The organism is Massilia sp. Se16.2.3 (assembly GCF_014171595.1).
In the GTDB taxonomy this organism is placed as follows: Bacteria; Pseudomonadota; Gammaproteobacteria; order Burkholderiales; family Burkholderiaceae_D; genus Telluria.
The window spans coordinates 2,174,631-2,189,941 of the sequence record NZ_CP050451.1 but is presented as its reverse complement, the minus strand read 5'-3'; the positions used below and the strand labels follow the sequence as shown (position 1 = coordinate 2,189,941).

Sequence of the window (15,311 nt, the reverse complement as noted above, 5' to 3'; positions counted from 1 at the left end):
GCTCGCGGACACCGCGCTGCCCGCTACCGAAACGCCGGCTGACGAGCAGCAACCGGCCGCCGACGCCGCCCTGCTGGGCGCGATGTCGATGGCAATGCCCTGATGCCCGTGGCCCAGGCCACGCTGGCCGCGGTCGTGGCCGCCCTGCCGGGCGCACCGGCAGCGAAAGAATCGAAGCCGTCGCCCGACGCCGGCATGTCGCTGGCGGACACCGGCGAAGGCGCACGCAAGGCCTTCGCCGGGGTTGCCGGCAAGCCGGCACTGCCGGCCGCGCCGGCGCTGGCAGTGCTGCCACCGGTCCAGGCTGCGGTACCAGCCACGGCTGCGGCAGCACCGGCCCCGGTGGCAGCTGCCGGTACGGGTACCGGCGGCGACACCCTGGCCGCAAGCGATGCCGCGCAGGAGCAGGCGGCACCGATCGCCGAGCGTTCGCCCGCGGGCAGCTTCGGCGTGGCGGCACCTGCGCCGGCGCCTGGCGGCCAGCGCAGCGCCGATACGGTCACCCTGTCCGGTCCGCCGACCGCATGGCGCCAGACGCTGCAGGAAGCCCTCGGCGAGCGCCTCCAGCTGCAGGTCGGCAAGGGCGCGGAGCAAGCCGTGATTCGTCTCGAACCACCGATGCTGGGCCGCGTCGAGATCGCGATCCGCCACAGCGCCGGTTCGCTCGAGGTGAACATCTCGGCCACCCACGGCGAAGTGCTGCGCCAGCTGCAGACGGTCAGCGAAAATCTGCGCAGCGACCTGGCCCAGCGCCAGTTCACGGACGTTGCCGTCAACGTCGCCCCTGCCCCGCGCGGCGCCAACGCGACGCCGCAGTTCGCGGGCGACGGCAGCGGTCGCGGCCGCCAGCAGGATGGCCGCGAGCAGGAACACATGCCGGGCAATGCCCTGGCCGAAGCCAACACCGGCGCGTCATCGTTCTCCCTGAACGGCCGCGCGTAATTACCAACTGACAGAACAATGAACAGCAAGCTCAAGATGATCATCGGCGTCGTTGCCGTCGCGCTGGTCAGCGCCGGTGCCGCCGGTGGCGCGATGTGGTGGATGAATGCCCAGGAAGCCCATGCGGCGCCGGCCGAGGGCAAATCCGCCCACGCCGAACCGAAGAAGAAGGAAAAGTCGGACAAGCCGGTCAAGTACATCACCCTCGACAAGGTGATCGTGATGCTCAAGCGCGGCCAGAACGAAGCGACGACCCACTACCTGTCGACCGACCTGGTGCTGTCCACCGACGAGGAGCGCGAGAAGGAAGCGAAAGACCATCTGCCGCTGCTGCGCTCGATTGTGGTGCGCGCGCTTTCGAACCACACGATGGCGGAAGCCTCGTCGATGTCGGTCGAGCAGTACGCCGCCCAGCTGAACAAGACTTTCGATGCCAATTATGCTGCCGAGGACCGCGAGAAGCCCTTCGACGAAGTCATGATCGGCAAGCTGATCGTTGAATAAATCCGGGGACCACGTGGCCTATTTTGCCGATTACGCCGACAGCGCCAGCGCCAGCGAGTACACGCAGGCTGCGGCCGCCGCCAGCATGAGCCCGCGCGAGGAGCAGCGTCACCTGGTGGCCTATGCGCCGCTGGTGAAGCGCATCGTGCGCCAGCTGAACTCGCAGCAGTCGGGCGCGATGTCGCGCGAAGACATGGAACAGATCGGGCTGATGGGCTTGCTCGAGGCGCTGCGCCGCTACGGCGAGCCCGACACCGGCTTCGGCAGCTTCGCCTCGCTGCGCATCCGCGGCGCCATCCTCGACGAGCTGCGCCGCCGGGACTGGCGTCCGCGCGGCGTGCGCCAGGATGCGCACCGCCTGCGCGACAGCATCCGCGCCCTGACCCGTTCGCTGGGCCGCGAGCCGACGCCGCAGGAAGCGGCCGATGCACTCGGGATCAGCCAGGAAGACTATTACCAGCACCTGCTCGACGACAGCGCCGAAGAGATGCTGAGCTTCGACGAAGTGCTGCAGGAAGCGACCGAGCAGGCGCACAGCGCGCCCGGCCCGGAAGAATCGCTGATGGTGCGCCGCAGCCTCGAGCAGGCGCTCGGCGCCCTGAACGAGCGCGAGCAGCGCGTCATCCAGATGATCTATGAGTTCGAGCTCAGCTACAAGGAAATCGCCGCCGTGCTCGACTTGTCGGACGCCCGCGTCTGCCAGCTCAACAAGAGCGCGCTGACCAAGATGAAGGCGGCCCTCGGGACGCGCTAACAAAAGAGAACAAATGTACCTCCTCCAGAAAGGCCTGTCATGCAGCAACTCCTAGGTATTTTCATCGTGCTCGGCTGCGTGTTCGGCGGCTTCGCGCTGATGGGCGGCACGGTCACTGCGATCTGGCATCCGGTCGAGATCCTGATCATCGTCGGCGCCGCCTTCGGTGCGCTGGTGATCGGCAACGAAAAGCACGTGCTGACCGAGATGCTGCACCAGCTCAAGAAGATCGCCTCGCGCACCAAGCACGACTCGGAATTCCAGCGCCAGCTGCTGCTCTTGATGTACGAACTGCTGCAACTGGCCGCCGGCGGCCTGAAGGCGCTCGACGCCCACGTCGAGGCACCGAGGGACAGCGCCATCTTCCAGCGCTACCCGCGCATCCTGGACGAGCCGAAGCTGCTGGCTTTCATCGTCGACAATTTCCGCCTGATGGCGATGGGCAAGATCAACGCGCACGAACTGGAAGGCGTGCTCGAGCAGGAACTGGAAGCCATCCACGAGGAACTCACCCAGCCGTCGAAGTCGCTGCACAAGATCGCCGAAGGCATGCCGGGTTTCGGCATCCTGGCGGCCGTGCTGGGCATCGTGATGGCGATGTATTCGGTCTCGGGCGGCGCGGATTCGGGCCTGATCGCCGAGAAGGTTGGCGCGGCGATGGTCGGTACCTTCATCGGTATCTTCTTCTGCTACGGCCTGCTCGACCCGATCTCGAACATGATGAAACAGCTGGTCAATGGCGAGGCGTCGACGATGGAGACCGTGAAGGTCGTGCTGTGCACCCACGTGGCCGGGAAACCCGCGCTGCTGGCGATCGACGCCGGCCGCCGCCTGATCCAGTTGAACACCAAGCCGAGCTTCGCCCAGCTGGAACAGTGGATCAACGCCATGGGAGGCGAGGACGAGTCGCAGAACAAGCGCCGCCGCAACAGCGACCGGATGACGGGGTAAAGCGTGTCCAAGCTGAACGACAAGCACCACGGCGAAACCATCGTCAAGCGCGGCGGCGGCAAGCACGACCACGACGAGCACGGCGGCGCCTGGAAAGTCGCCTTCGCCGACTTTTGCCTGGCCCTGCTGTCGCTGTTCCTGGTGCTGTGGCTGATGGCCGCGCGCGAGAAGGAAGCGGTCCAGGCCATGATGCGCGACGCCGCTGCCGGCCAGCTCGAAGGCCCGGGCAAGCGCCCGGAAATCTCCAGCAATCCGAGCGGCAGCCTGATCGAGCGTTTCCCGACCATGCATGACGGTTCCGGTCCGGGCAAGGAAGCGGGCGAGGCTGGCGCAGACGGCGCCGCGCGCGTATCCTACGATTCGCCAAGCGACCTGAAGGCGCTGTCGAAGAAGCTGGAAAAGATGAGCGAGGAAGCTGGCCTGGCCTCGAACCTGGAAACGACCGTGACGCCCTTCGGCCTGCGCGTGATGCTGCACGACACCGACAAGCAAGGCATGTTCATGCGCGGCAGCGCCCTGCCGACCGGGCGCTTCGCGCGCCTGCTGCAGCAAATGGGGCCGCTGTTCGCACAGATGGAAAACCAGATGCTGGTCGTCGGCCATACCGACTCGGTGCAGTACATGTTCGCCCAGAAGACGGGCATGTCGAACTGGACCCTGTCCACCAACCGCGCGATGGCCGCGCGCGCCCAGCTGCTCACCGGCGGCATGCGCCCCGACAGCGTGCTGCAGGTGGTCGGCATGGCCGACCGGGCGCCGCTCGACAGCGAACACACCGACGCGGACGTGAACCGCCGCATCGAACTGATGATCCTGACGCGCAAGCAATCGCGCACCGTGGCAGGCATGTTTGGCGCGCCCGGCGCGACCGAAGAGCTGGTCGACGGCGTGTCGGTCAGCGCGCCTGGCAAGGACGCGAACGAACGCGACGCGGCCACGCTGCGCGGCCAATTGGCGAAGTAACCATGACGATTCAATCGAAAAACCGAGGTACCCGCATGAAAATCACTGGAAACGGCGCATCCATCATGACGCCCGCAGTCGGCGCCACCGCCCCCGTGGCGGCACCTGCCGAAGCGGCACCGAGCACCCCGAGCGCGGCAACGGGCAGCGCTTCCCCGCTGCAGTCGAGCGTGCTGCAGCCGGCCACCGAGGCCCTGCGCAGCATGCCCGAATTCGACGCCGCCCGCGTGGCCGAACTGCGCGACGCGCTGGCCAAGGGCGAGCTGCCCTTCGACGCGAAGCGCCTGGCCGGCATGATCCAGCGCTTCCACGGAGGCCGTTGATGACGGCTGCAACCCCGGCAGCGCCGCGCCTGACGCGCCGGGGAGCGGTCGCCGCTCTCGTCGCCGGCGTCGCACAGGATCTGCACGCCGCGGCGGAGATCCACGCCCTGCTCGAGCGCCAGTTCCAGGCCGCCCTGCGCCATCGCGGTGCCGAGCTGGCCCAGCTGGCCGAGGAACTCACGCCGGCGCTGGACGCGATGGATGCGCGCCGCCGCCAGCGCGTGGCGCTGGTGCGCGCCCTGCACGGTCCTGACGCCACGATGGCGACCTTCATCGCCACCCAGCCCGAACCCGGCCGTGCCACGCTGGCGGCGAATTGGGGCGAGCTGGAACGGCTGGTGGTCGCCTGCAAGGGCGCGACCACGCGCAACGGCAACCTGCTGGCCGAGCAATTCACCACCATGCAGCGCGTGCTGCACGGCGGAGACGGTACCTATGCGCCACGCTGAGTTTTCGACAACGCCGCTGTCGGCCACGTTGCCCACCACGTCCACCCGCCCGACGGCGGCCATCGGCGGCGGCAGCGGATTCGCCAGCACTTTCAGTGCCCTGCAGGGCGAGGTGGCGGAATTCATCCAGAACGGCGGCGGCGCCTCGGCACCCGCCCCTGCGCCGGGTTTGACCGCCGAAGGCAGCCTCTGGCGTGCCCGCAGCGAGGCTTCCGTGCTGGCCGCGCCGGAAACCGGGGGCGACGGCGCCGCCAGCGGCGACCAGCAGGCTTTCCTCGACAGCATCGCGCCCTGGGCCGGGAAGCCGCCGGCAAGCTCGGCGTTGCACCGGAACTGGTGCAGGCCCATGCCGCGCTCGAATCGGGCTGGGGCCAGCGCCCGATCCGCAACGCCGACGGCGCCACCAGCCACAACCTGTTCGGCATCAAGGCCGGCAGCAAGTGGGAGGGCGCGGTCAGCGAGACCGCGACCACCGAGTATGTCGGCGGCGCGGCGATCAAGACAAGTGCACGCTTCAAGGCCTATCCGGACGCGGCCAGCGCCTTCCGCGACTACACGAAGATGCTGCTCGATAACCCGCGTTATCGTGGCGCGATCGGCACCGGCAACGATGCCCACGCCTTTGCCCAGGGCCTGGCCAAGGGCGGCTATGCCACCGATCCCGCCTACGCCACGAAGCTGGCGCGCCTGGCGGACAAGTTGCAGGGGATCGGCGGCTGATCGTTACAAGCGCATCGTTACTGGCTGGTGCGCGGCATGTCGACCGGTTCCACCGTTCCCGGCGCGCTGACCCGCATGCGCAGCGTCTGCCCGCTCGAATTGTTACGTACCCGCACGACCGCCCCGCGCGCACCCGCATCGAGTGCTTCGCCGGCCGTGCTGACCTCGATGCCTTCGATGCGCGCAATCATCACCACGGCATCGCCACGCTTGACCAGGACGGGTGCCGTGAGCGAATTGTTACGTAGAACGTCGCCCGCGCGCAACATTCTGCGGCTGGTTTGTCCTACTGCGTCACTTGGGTTCACCACAGGATCGGGAATGCTGGTAATCTCACGTTGCCCTACGGTAACATGCGTTTCAGTGAGCACTTCGTTGGCGGCAACCGGCACCGCGGTCAGGACGACCGACGCGAAAACGCGGGCCCGGACGATGTATTCCTGGCGCGCGGCGCCGGCCTGGGGGCAGCGCACACCGAAGCGCATGCGGATGGCCTGGCGGGTATCGATGGTATCGACCTCGACCGGCCCGGAACAGGCAGGTGCCACCCGCGGCGGCACGACGGTCAGCTCGAAACGGGCGTCGGCAAGGCCGGAAGCAGCGGTCTGCTTCTCGAGCTCGGCGCGGGCAGCCTCTTCGACCTGGCTGGCGATGCTCGGCGCGGCGGACGGCGCAGCGAACGCAGGCAAGGACACCGGCAACAAGGCCGACAACAACGCGACTGAGCGGACAGTACGAAAAATCATTGCAGCAACCTTGGCAATCGACGATTTACCCATTCTAACGAAACACACCGCAGCACAGCGACGGAGGATCGAACATGACGATTAATTTTAAGGAAGCCCTCGGAGTCCACGCGGACGCGCTGCATGTGCGCGCCGAACGGACCCGCGTGCTGGCCGCGAACATCGCCAACGAGAACACGCCAGGCTACACGGCGCGCGACCTTGACTTCGGCGCCGCCCTGCAACAGCGCATCGACGAGGAAGCCGGCGAAGCGACGCTGTCGACCGACGCCGAGGCCCTGTACCGCGTGCCCTTCCACCCCAGCGCCGATGGCAACACCGTCGAAATCGGCGTCGAACAGGCCGCGTTTTCGCAGAACGCATCCGACTTCCAGACCAGCCTTACCTTCATCAACATGAAGCTGCGCGGGCTGCAAAAAGCAATCAGTGGCCAAGGCTAAACAAGCGGACATCGACATATGAGCTTCAAGGATATCTCCAACATTGCCGGTTCCGCGATGGCCGCCCAGTCGGTGCGCCTGAACACGATCGCCTCGAACCTGGCCAACGCCGACACCGCCGCGCCTTCCGAGGCCGAAGCCTACCGCGCCCGCAAACCCGTCTTCGCCGCCGTCATGGAAAACGATGCGGGCGGCCGCGTGCAGGTGCTCGACGTCGTGCAGAGCGCCGACCCGGTGCGCAAGGTCTACGAGCCGGGCAACCCGCTGGCCGACACCGAAGGCATGGTCGTCTATTCGAACGTGAACTCGGTCGCCGAAATGGCCGACATGATGTCCGCCTCGCGCGCCTTCGAGACCAATGTCGAGGTGCTGGGCCGGATCAAATCGATGCAGCAGTCGCTGCTGAAACTGGGCGAAGGCTGAGCTCAAGAGGATGACAATGCTGACCAATAACGCCATCGCAGGCGCGAACAACACCGCCGCCACCGGCTTTGATCCCGTCTCGGCCAGCGCCGACGTCTCCGCCAACAAGGACATGTTCACCAAGCTGCTCGTCGCCCAGATCCGCAACCAGGATCCGCTGGCCCCGTCCGACCCGAGCCAGTTCGTCAACCAGCTCTCGCAGCTGTCCCAGACCGAGGCCCTGCAAAGCCTGTCGAAGACCACCAGCGCCAGCGCCAGCGTCCTGCAAAGCATGCAGGTGCTGGCCATGGGCGGCCAGGTCGGATCGCAAGTCACCGTCGCCACCGACCGTGTGCGCGTCGACGGCAAGGCGATCAGCGCCAGCATCAATTTGCCGTCCGCCGGCGCGACCAATGTCGTGCTGACCGGCGCCGATGGCCAGAATCATTCGGTGTCGCTGCCCTTCCATGCGGCCGGCACCCGGGGTTTCACGATCGATCCGGGCGCGCTGGGACTGGCGCCGGGCAGCTATGCGATCGCGGCCCGGACCACCGAGGGCGCGGCTGTCGGTGTGGAAGTCGCCGGCACTGTGAGCAGCGTGCGCCTGTCGGGCAGCGGTTCCGTCGTATTGCAGGTGGAAGGTGTCGGCGCAGTCGACCCGGCCGCCATCACTGGTTTCAACGGCAAGGCCGCCGAGCTGGCCTCCAACTAATTCAAGGATAGACAGTCATGAGTTTCAATATCGCCCTCTCCGGTATCCAGGCCATCAACGAGCAGCTGGAAGCCGTTTCGAACAACATCGCCAACTCGAGCACCTACGGCTTCAAGAGCAGCCGCGCCAACTTCGCCGCCATGTATGCGGGCGAGCAGGCAACGGGCGTCTCGGTCGGCTCGCTGACCCAGAACATCGAACTGAACGGCTCGGTCGAATCGACCGGCCGCTCGCTCGACGCCGCCATCGACGGCCGCGGCTTCTTCGTCAGCCGCGACACCACCGGCGCCGTCTCGTACAGCCGCGTCGGCATCTTCGCCGCCGACAATGCCGGCAACCTGGTCGACGCCGCCGGCCGCAAGGTGCAGGGTTATGGCCCGACCGTGAACGGCACCCTCGGTACCATGGGCGACATCAAGATCCCGACCGGCCAGATCGCCGCCTCGGCATCGACCGGCGTGAATTTCGTCGGCAACCTGTCGGCCGACTGGAAAGCACCGACCACCACCACCTTCGACAGCACCGACCCGTCGAGCTACAACATGGTCAAGCAATCGGTCCTGTACGATTCGCTCGGCACCCAGCACACCGTGTCGCAGTACTTCGTCAAGCAGGCCGGCAGCAACCAGGTGGCCGTGCACTACGGCTTCGACGGCGCGGCACCAGCGACTGCCGGCACCCTGAGCTTCGATGGCAAGGGCCAGCTGACCAGCGCCGCCAAGAGCGGCACCCTGACCCTGAACACGGCCAACGGCTCCGACCCGATCGCCTTCACGATCGACTACACCGGCACCACCCAGTTCGCCGGCGAAGCGACCACCACGACCAACAGCACCGACGGCTATGCCTCGGGCACCTATGTCGGCGTCGAGCTGGCTGGTGACGGTTCGGTCGTCGCCCGCTACAGCAACGAACAGAAGCAGACCGTCGGCACCATCGCCCTGGCCACCTTCGCCAACGAAGGCGCCCTGACCGCCACCAGCGAAACGAGCTGGCAGGCGAATGCCGCTTCGGGCCTGGCGCTGTACGGCACCCCGGGCGCAGGCCTGTCGGGCAAGTTGAATACCGGCGCACTGGAAGGCTCGAACGTCGACATCACCTCCGAACTCGTCGGCCTGATGACCTCGCAGCGCAACTACCAGGCGAACTCGAAAGTCATCACCACCGAAAACCAGATGATGCAGTCGCTGATGCAGGCACTGTAAGACCGGACCAGGACTGAACACGCATGGATAAACTGATCTTCACCGCCGTCTCCGGCGCCGAACACACGCTGCGTGCCCAGCAGGTCCACGCGAACAACCTGGCCAATATGGACACGGCCGGCTTTCGCGCGAACCTGGAACTGGTCTCGACCCAGTCGCTCGGCGGCTACGGCTACGATGACGTGCACATGGCGAAAACGCAGGCCGACGCCATCTCGGCCAAGCCGGGCACGATCCGTGAAACCGGCCGTCCGCTCGACGTGGCGATCAATGGCAACGGCTACTTCGCGGTCGAATTCGGCGGCCAGGAAGCCTATACGCGCGCCGGCACCATCGACATCGATGCCAACGGCGCGCTGTCGGTGGCGGGCCGCCCGCTGCTCGGCGACGGCGGCCCGATCGTGCTGCCGCCCCACTCCGCCGTGGAGATCGGTACCGACGGTACGATTTCCGTGATGGGCGAAGGCGCAACCACGATGCAGGTGATCGACAAGCTGCGCCTGGTAACGGCCGAAGGCCCGGAACTGACCAAGAACGAGGCCGGCCTGATCGTCTCGCGGAGTGGCGATCAATTGCAGGGTGACCCGAACATCACCGTGCGCTCGCGCGCCCTGGAAGGCAGCAACGTCTCGGCCATCGAAGAGATGGTGGCGACGATGGCGCTGAACCGCAGTTTCGAAATGCAGATGAAGCTGTTCCAGGCCAGTGACAAGATGAACGAGGTAGGTAACCGTCTAATCGGCGCTTAAAAGCCCTGCCCTCCGCGGCATCATAGCGTTTGGAAATACAAGGAGAAGTTCATGAATCCAGCAATGTGGATCAGCAAGACCGGCGTGCAGGCGCAAGACGCCAAGCTGCAGGCGATCGCCAACAACCTGGCCAACGTCAACACCGTCGGCTTCAAGCGCGACCGCGTCGTCTTCGAAGACCTGCACTACCAGGTCGATACGCAACCGGGTGCGCAGAGTGCCGACAACACGGTCTCGAACGGCGTCCAGCTCGGTAACGGCACGCGCCTGGTCGGCACCCAGAAGGTGTTCACCAACGGCAGCCTGCAAACGACCAGCCAGCAGCTCGACGTCGCCATTTCCGGCAACGGCTTCCTGCAGGTGCGCCGCCCGAACGGCGATGCCGCCTTCACCCGCGCCGGCCAGCTGCAGCTCGACGCCAACGGTACCCTGGTCAATGCCCGGGGCCTGCCGCTGGTGCCGCAGATCACCGTCCCGAACAACGCCACCGCGATCACCATTGCCGAAAACGGCACCGTCTCGGCCACGATTCCCGGCCAGGCCGCACCGACTGAACTCGGCGCGCTGACGCTCACCGGCTTCGTCAACCCGACCGGCCTGCTGGCTCTCGGCGAAAACCTGTTCTCGGAAACGGCCGCCAGCGGCGCGCCAACCGAAGGCCGTCCGGGCGATGGCGCCCTCGGCAAACTGAAACAGGGTGCGCTCGAAGGCTCGAACGTGCAGGTCGTCGAAGAAATGGTCGACATGATCGCTGCCCAGCGTACCTACGAGATGAATACCAAGGTGCTGTCCGCCGCCGACAACATGCTGCAGTACCTGGCACAGGCGGCGCGCTGATGAAGGGTGCGAGCATCGCGGCAACCGTCCTTGCCCTTCTGCTTGCCGGTTGTGCGTCGACCGCGCCGAAAGTGGCGGCAGTCGACGAAGCACCGGTGCCGGTCGCACCAACCGCTTCGCGTGGCGTATCCGGCGGCGTGTTCAGCAGCGACGCGCTGTCGCTGACCTCGGATGCGCGTGCCTACCGCGTCGGCGACGTCGTCACCGTGATCCTGCAGGAGACCACCCAGGCCAGCAAGCGCGCCGGGACCAGCTTCAGCAAGGGCTCCTCGGTCGGCGTGACGCCGCTGGGCGTGCTGGGCAAGACCTTCGGCAAGACCGGGGTCGACATCTCGGCTGATCGCAGCTTCTCGGGCGACTCGACCAGCACCCAGCAGAACGCCCTGTCCGGCGCCCTGACCGTGATCGTGCAGGAAGTGCTGCCCAACGGCCTGTTGCGCGTGGCCGGCGAAAAGAACATGACCCTGAACCAGGGCGAGGAATTCGTCCGCCTGAAGGGCTATGTGCGCGCCGCCGATGTCGATGCCGAGAACCAGGTGTCGTCGCTGCGCGTGGCCAATGCCCGCATCGCGTATTCGGCGAAAGGCGTGCTGGCCGATGCCAACTCCGCCGGATGGTTGACCCGCTTCTTCACGGGTCCCTTGATGCCGTTTTAACCCAGGAATGACATGATTCAGTTTCGCCGTCTTGCCCTCCTCAGCCGTATCATGTTCGCCGCCGCGCTCGCCCTGAGCGCGGCCGTGCCCGCGCAGGCCGCCCAGGCGCTGCGCAATCTGGTCAGTATCGAGGGCGTGCGCGAGAATCCCCTGGTCGGCTATGGCCTCGTCGTCGGCCTGAATGGCTCGGGCGACTCGACCCAGGTGAAGTTCGCCAGCCAGTCGGTGCTGAACATGCTCAAGCAATTCGGCGTCAAGCTGCCGGAAGGGCAAGACGCGAAGAACAAGAACGTCGCGGCCGTCATGGTCTCGGCCGTGTTCCCGCCGGGCTACCGCCGCGGCCAGGCGATCGACATCACGGTGTCCTCGCTGGGCGACGCGAAAAAGCCTGCGCGGCGGCACCCTGCTGCTGACGCAACTGCGCGCGGCCGACAACGAAGTCTATGCGCTGGCCCGGGCAACCTGGTCGTCGGCGGCCTGTCGGCCTCCGGCAAGAGCGGCTCCTCGGTGACGGTGAACACCCCGACCACCGGCCGCGTCCCGAACGGCGCCATGATCGAACGCGAAATCGCCACCGATTTCGCCACCCGCCCGCAAGTGCTGCTGCGCCTGCGCCACCCGCATTTCGAAACGGCCACCAACGTCGTCGAAGCGATCAACCGAAAGTTTGGCCAGGTCGCCACCACCGCCGACGGTACCAGCGTCGAGGTCGTGGCACCAAGCGACCCGACCGCGCGCGTGGCATTCGTGGCCAAGCTGTCGAACCTGTCGGTGGAATCGGGCGTGGAAGTGCCGAAGGTCGTGTTCAACTCGCGCACCGGCACCGTCGTCATCGCCGACGGCCTGCGCGTGAAGTCGGCCGCCGTCACCCATGGTTCGCTGAAAGTCGTGATTTCCGAAAGCGCGAAGGTCAGCCAGCCGGGCCCGTTCTCGCGCGGCCAGACCGCGGTCACGCCGCAGTCGCAGGTGTCGGTGGACCAGGGTTCGGGCCAGATGTTCAAGTGGCCACCGGGCGCGAAGCTGCAGACCATCATCGACGTGGTCAACAGCCTCGGCGCTTCGCCGGACGACATCATGGCCATCCTGCAGGCACTCGACCAGGCCGGCGCCATCGAAGGCGAACTGGTGGTGATCTGATGCAGTTTGAAAACAAGCTCAATCCGCAGCTGCCGCGCGCCGGCGTGCTCAACACCGAGGCCGTCGCCCCGGCCGCCGAGGGCGCGCCCGATCCGGTCTACCTGGCGAAAGCCACCAAGGCCGCGGTCGAATTCGAAAGCTTCTTCATTTCGCAGATGCTCAAGGACATGCGCGCGACCACGCGCGAAATGGCCGACGAGGACAGCGTCTTCAAGGACCGCGTCAACCAGGACATGCAGGACATGGCCGATGGCATCCTCTCGAAGCAGATGGCCGGCCAGCGCGCCTTCGGCGTGGCCGATGCCATCCTGCGCCAGCTCGTGCCGAAAACAAATACCCCCGGCAACACTTAATAATCTGAAGCAGTCGGTCGCCTATTTACAGGTAGACCCCTGATTCTCCAGAAAGACCTCCGCCATGACCATCATGAACAACGCGCTGTCGGGCGCGCTGGCTTCGCAGCTGGCGCTGTCGGCAACGAGCCAGAACATCGCCAACCTGCAGACCAAGGGCTACACCCGCCAGGCGGCGATGCTGTCGGCCGTGGGTGCCGATGCCAGCGGCAAGGCCGTGGGCAATGGTGTGCAGGTCAGCTCGCTGATCCGTTTTTCCGATGGTTATAAAAGCCAGCAGATGTGGCGCGCGAATGCCGAGACCGGCCAGTTTTCGCAGACCCAGCCTTACCTGACCCAGCTCGAGCGCGTGATGGGCGACGATAGCGCCAGCCTGTCGGTGGCGGTCGACGGTTTCTTCGCCTCGCTCAACGCGGTTGCCGGCGACAACGCCACCTCGACCCCGCTGCGCCAGCAGGTGCTTACCTCCTCGAGCCTGCTGGCCCAGCGCTTCAATAGCCTGAACAACGTCTTCAACGCCCAGCTGCAATCGGTCAGCCAGCAGCGCAGCGCCATCGTCGACTCGGCCAATGCCAACATCGACAAGATCGCCGCGCTGAACACGCGCATCTCGCAAGCGAACGCCGTCGGCGCGCCGACCTCGAGCCTGATCGACGCGCGCGACCTGGCAATCGACGAACTGGCTGGCCAGGTGGCGCTGGAAGTGTCCGAGCAGCCGGGCGGCGTGCGCGACATCTCGCTGAAAACCGGCCAGGCGCTGGTGATCGGCAGCGTCGCCGGCAAGCTGCACGCCACCGGCGGCATCGTCGACCAGGGGCTTCACGCTGGAGTTCGCCTCGACCACCTTCGCGCTCGACGCCACCCGCTTGGGCGGCCAGCTGGGCGGCCTGACCGTCTACGAAAAGGACACCCTGCGGCCGATGCAGCAAGGCGTGGCCGACGTCGCGCGCCAGCTGGCCGAGAAGGTCAACACCCAAATGGCGGCCGGCTTTGCCATGGACGGCACGCCGGGCAAACCCCTGTTCGTGTTCACGCCTGGCACCACCAACATGCTGCAAGTGACCGCCGGCCTCGAGCCCACAGGCCTCGCGTTTTCGAGCGACGGTACCGAAGGCGACACCGGCAACCTGCAGAAACTGGTGCAGATCAACAGCCAGACGATCAACGTGACGGGCCTCGGCACCGTGCTGCTCTCCGACGCGGACACCCAATTGGTCGGCAAGCTGGGCGTGCTCAGCCAGCAGAACCAGGCCGACCTCGTGACTGCCCAGACCATGCGTACCCACGCGGTGGACGACTGGCAGACCACGAGCGGCGTCAACCAGGACGAAGAGGCCGTCAACCTCGTCGAATACCAGAACATGTACCAGGCCAACATGAAAGTCATGTCGGTCGCTAACGCCCTGTTCGACGCCACGCTGGCGATGATGGGTTAAGGAAGCATCATGCGCATCGCCACCGCCCAGTACCAGTCGAACATGAACAAATCGCTCCAGCTGAACCAGGAGCGCATCAGCAAGCTGACCGAACAGATGGCCACGGGCAAGCGCATCCTCGTGCCCTCGGACGATCCGGTCGACAGCGTCCGCCTGTCGCGCCTGCAGCGCGAGGAAGCGGCCATCGGCCAGTACCGCGACAACATCGCCTCGATCAAGATTCGCCTGACCAAGACCGAAGGCTACCTCGGCAACATGGTCAACGACATCACTTCCGGCCGCGACCAGATCGTCTGGGCGCTCGACGGCGGCAATACGCCGGACGACCTGAAAGCGATGATCAATCCGCTCGAAGCGCTGCGCGACAGCCTGTACTACAGCGCGAATACCGTCGACCAGGAAGGCCGCTACGTGTTTTCGGGCACGATGACCTCGACCCCGGCCATGGTCTACGATGCCAGCGCCGCGCCCGGCGCGCGTTACACCTTTGGCGGCAATACGAACGAACAGCGCGTGGTCGTCGGCAACGGCCTGACCCAGGCGGCCAACGATAACCTGAAGGGCATCGAACAGCTGCTCAACCGCATGGATGCGACGATCGCCTCGCTCGGCAGCGGCAACCTGGACGTCAATGACCCGGCCACCCGCGCGACACTCCAGGCCAACCTCGACGGCTTCGACGACGCGCTCGACCTGGTTTCCGGTAAAATCGCAGTCCTCGGCGGCAAGCAGAACATCCTCGACACCCTGGCGGCCAACCACAGCAACGTCAGCCTGTCGAACCAGATGGCGATTACCGACATCGGCCAACTGGACATGGGCGTGGCTGCCACCGAACTCAACGGCTACTCGACCGCCCTGCAGTCGACCTACAAGGCCTATGGCCGGATCGGATCGCTGTCCCTGTTCTCTGCCCTGTAATCGATGGAAACTTCGCTTCGTCCCACCGTCACCAGCCCGGCGCTCAATAGCGCCACGACGACCGGCAGCCGCATCGGAACCCAAGCCGCGCCGGCGCCTGTTCCTGCCCAG

At 66.1% G+C, this 15,311-nt stretch carries 20 protein-coding genes and 1 pseudogene; 20 read left to right on the top strand and 1 reads right to left on the bottom strand.

Annotation, left to right across the window (positions count from 1 at the left end):
* Positions 1-102 precede the first annotated feature (102 nt).
* From G4G31_RS10055 to G4G31_RS28205, 8 genes are all read left to right on the top strand, one after another.
* Entirely contained in the window at positions 103-942 is an 840-nt protein-coding gene (locus G4G31_RS10055; RefSeq protein WP_182991302.1) for a flagellar hook-length control protein FliK, read from the top strand.
* 18 nt (positions 943-960) lie between these two features.
* Positions 961-1,446 (top strand): flagellar basal body-associated protein FliL, encoded by a 486-nt coding sequence (fliL, locus tag G4G31_RS10050; RefSeq protein ID WP_182991301.1) that lies wholly within the window; start codon positions 961-963, stop codon positions 1,444-1,446.
* Between the two features lie 13 nt (positions 1,447-1,459).
* The gene (locus G4G31_RS10045; RefSeq protein WP_202033751.1) at positions 1,460-2,200 is read left to right on the top strand and encodes a FliA/WhiG family RNA polymerase sigma factor; all 741 of its coding nucleotides are present in this window, start codon (positions 1,460-1,462) and stop codon (positions 2,198-2,200) included.
* Positions 2,201-2,239: 39 nt separating this feature from the next.
* On the top strand, positions 2,240-3,151 hold the full coding sequence (gene motA, locus G4G31_RS10040; protein ID WP_182991300.1) for a flagellar motor stator protein MotA: 912 nt from the start codon (positions 2,240-2,242) through the stop codon (positions 3,149-3,151).
* Between the two features lie 3 nt (positions 3,152-3,154).
* Positions 3,155-4,114: a flagellar motor protein MotB gene (locus tag G4G31_RS10035; protein ID WP_182991299.1), complete on the top strand. Its 960-nt coding sequence runs from the start codon at positions 3,155-3,157 to the stop codon at positions 4,112-4,114.
* 35 nt (positions 4,115-4,149) lie between these two features.
* On the top strand, positions 4,150-4,437 hold the full coding sequence (flgM, locus tag G4G31_RS10030; RefSeq protein WP_182991298.1) for a flagellar biosynthesis anti-sigma factor FlgM: 288 nt from the start codon (positions 4,150-4,152) through the stop codon (positions 4,435-4,437).
* Complete coding sequence (gene flgN / locus G4G31_RS10025; protein ID WP_182991297.1) at positions 4,437-4,886, top strand: flagellar export chaperone FlgN; 450 nt, start codon at positions 4,437-4,439, stop codon at positions 4,884-4,886. The genes flgM and flgN overlap by 1 nt, the downstream gene beginning before the upstream one ends.
* A gap of 336 nt (positions 4,887-5,222) precedes the next feature.
* Entirely contained in the window at positions 5,223-5,606 is a 384-nt protein-coding gene (locus tag G4G31_RS28205) for a glucosaminidase domain-containing protein (protein WP_308601860.1), read from the top strand.
* Positions 5,607-5,623: 17 nt separating this feature from the next.
* Here G4G31_RS28205 and flgA read toward each other — a convergent pair whose 3' ends face one another.
* Positions 5,624-6,295, bottom strand: coding sequence for a flagellar basal body P-ring formation chaperone FlgA (gene flgA, locus G4G31_RS10015; RefSeq protein WP_374011291.1), 672 nt, complete (start codon positions 6,293-6,295; stop codon positions 5,624-5,626).
* A gap of 131 nt (positions 6,296-6,426) precedes the next feature.
* On the opposite strand from flgA, the gene flgB reads away from it, so the two are divergent.
* The 12 genes and pseudogenes from flgB to flgL all read left to right on the top strand — a co-directional run bounded on the left by flgB (position 6,427) and on the right by flgL (position 15,200).
* Entirely contained in the window at positions 6,427-6,792 is a 366-nt protein-coding gene (gene flgB / locus G4G31_RS10010; protein WP_182991296.1) for a flagellar basal body rod protein FlgB, read from the top strand.
* A gap of 18 nt (positions 6,793-6,810) precedes the next feature.
* A complete protein-coding gene (gene flgC / locus G4G31_RS10005) occupies positions 6,811-7,215 on the top strand; it encodes a flagellar basal body rod protein FlgC (protein ID WP_182991295.1) in 405 nt (134 codons plus the stop codon).
* Between the two features lie 16 nt (positions 7,216-7,231).
* Entirely contained in the window at positions 7,232-7,906 is a 675-nt protein-coding gene (locus tag G4G31_RS10000; RefSeq protein WP_182991294.1) for a flagellar hook capping FlgD N-terminal domain-containing protein, read from the top strand.
* A 17-nt stretch (positions 7,907-7,923) separates the two neighbouring features.
* Complete coding sequence (locus G4G31_RS09995; RefSeq protein WP_182991293.1) at positions 7,924-9,111, top strand: flagellar hook protein FlgE; 1,188 nt, start codon at positions 7,924-7,926, stop codon at positions 9,109-9,111.
* 23 nt (positions 9,112-9,134) lie between these two features.
* Complete coding sequence (locus G4G31_RS09990; RefSeq protein ID WP_182991292.1) at positions 9,135-9,860, top strand: flagellar basal body rod protein FlgF; 726 nt, start codon at positions 9,135-9,137, stop codon at positions 9,858-9,860.
* Between the two features lie 51 nt (positions 9,861-9,911).
* A complete protein-coding gene (gene flgG, locus G4G31_RS09985; protein WP_182991291.1) occupies positions 9,912-10,697 on the top strand; it encodes a flagellar basal-body rod protein FlgG in 786 nt (261 codons plus the stop codon).
* Complete coding sequence (flgH, locus tag G4G31_RS09980; RefSeq protein ID WP_182991290.1) at positions 10,697-11,353, top strand: flagellar basal body L-ring protein FlgH; 657 nt, start codon at positions 10,697-10,699, stop codon at positions 11,351-11,353. Before flgG ends, flgH begins: the two co-directional genes overlap by 1 nt.
* A gap of 12 nt (positions 11,354-11,365) precedes the next feature.
* The gene (locus G4G31_RS09975) at positions 11,366-12,490 is read left to right on the top strand and encodes a flagellar basal body P-ring protein FlgI (protein WP_229425486.1); all 1,125 of its coding nucleotides are present in this window, start codon (positions 11,366-11,368) and stop codon (positions 12,488-12,490) included.
* Positions 12,490-12,843: a rod-binding protein gene (locus tag G4G31_RS09970; protein ID WP_182991289.1), complete on the top strand. Its 354-nt coding sequence runs from the start codon at positions 12,490-12,492 to the stop codon at positions 12,841-12,843. The genes G4G31_RS09975 and G4G31_RS09970 overlap by 1 nt, the downstream gene beginning before the upstream one ends.
* Before the next feature lie 64 nt (positions 12,844-12,907).
* Positions 12,908-13,585 (top strand): annotated as a pseudogene (locus G4G31_RS29030) (flagellar hook-associated protein FlgK); the annotation flags it as partial.
* A gap of 124 nt (positions 13,586-13,709) precedes the next feature.
* Positions 13,710-14,279: a flagellar basal body rod C-terminal domain-containing protein gene (locus tag G4G31_RS25640; protein WP_229425484.1), complete on the top strand. Its 570-nt coding sequence runs from the start codon at positions 13,710-13,712 to the stop codon at positions 14,277-14,279.
* Positions 14,280-14,288: 9 nt separating this feature from the next.
* On the top strand, positions 14,289-15,200 hold the full coding sequence (gene flgL / locus G4G31_RS09960) for a flagellar hook-associated protein FlgL (RefSeq protein ID WP_182991288.1): 912 nt from the start codon (positions 14,289-14,291) through the stop codon (positions 15,198-15,200).
* Positions 15,201-15,311 lie beyond the last annotated feature (111 nt).

Excerpts from the sequence above, each read along its gene's own strand:
- G4G31_RS10055 (WP_182991302.1), top strand. The coding sequence starts at position 103 with ATGCCCGTGGCCCAGGCCACGCTGGCCGCGGTCGTGGCCGCCCTGCCG.
- fliL (WP_182991301.1), top strand. The coding sequence starts at position 961 with ATGAACAGCAAGCTCAAGATGATCATCGGCGTCGTTGCCGTCGCGCTG.
- motA (WP_182991300.1), top strand. The coding sequence starts at position 2,240 with ATGCAGCAACTCCTAGGTATTTTCATCGTGCTCGGCTGCGTGTTCGGC.
- flgM (WP_182991298.1), top strand. The coding sequence starts at position 4,150 with ATGAAAATCACTGGAAACGGCGCATCCATCATGACGCCCGCAGTCGGC.
- flgN (WP_182991297.1), top strand. The coding sequence starts at position 4,437 with ATGACGGCTGCAACCCCGGCAGCGCCGCGCCTGACGCGCCGGGGAGCG.
- flgB (WP_182991296.1), top strand. The coding sequence starts at position 6,427 with ATGACGATTAATTTTAAGGAAGCCCTCGGAGTCCACGCGGACGCGCTG.
- flgC (WP_182991295.1), top strand. The coding sequence starts at position 6,811 with ATGAGCTTCAAGGATATCTCCAACATTGCCGGTTCCGCGATGGCCGCC.
- G4G31_RS10000 (WP_182991294.1), top strand. The coding sequence starts at position 7,232 with ATGCTGACCAATAACGCCATCGCAGGCGCGAACAACACCGCCGCCACC.
- G4G31_RS09995 (WP_182991293.1), top strand. The coding sequence starts at position 7,924 with ATGAGTTTCAATATCGCCCTCTCCGGTATCCAGGCCATCAACGAGCAG.
- G4G31_RS09990 (WP_182991292.1), top strand. The coding sequence starts at position 9,135 with ATGGATAAACTGATCTTCACCGCCGTCTCCGGCGCCGAACACACGCTG.
- flgG (WP_182991291.1), top strand. The coding sequence starts at position 9,912 with ATGAATCCAGCAATGTGGATCAGCAAGACCGGCGTGCAGGCGCAAGAC.
- flgH (WP_182991290.1), top strand. The coding sequence starts at position 10,697 with ATGAAGGGTGCGAGCATCGCGGCAACCGTCCTTGCCCTTCTGCTTGCC.
- G4G31_RS09975 (WP_229425486.1), top strand. The coding sequence starts at position 11,366 with ATGATTCAGTTTCGCCGTCTTGCCCTCCTCAGCCGTATCATGTTCGCC.
- G4G31_RS09970 (WP_182991289.1), top strand. The coding sequence starts at position 12,490 with ATGCAGTTTGAAAACAAGCTCAATCCGCAGCTGCCGCGCGCCGGCGTG.
- flgL (WP_182991288.1), top strand. The coding sequence starts at position 14,289 with ATGCGCATCGCCACCGCCCAGTACCAGTCGAACATGAACAAATCGCTC.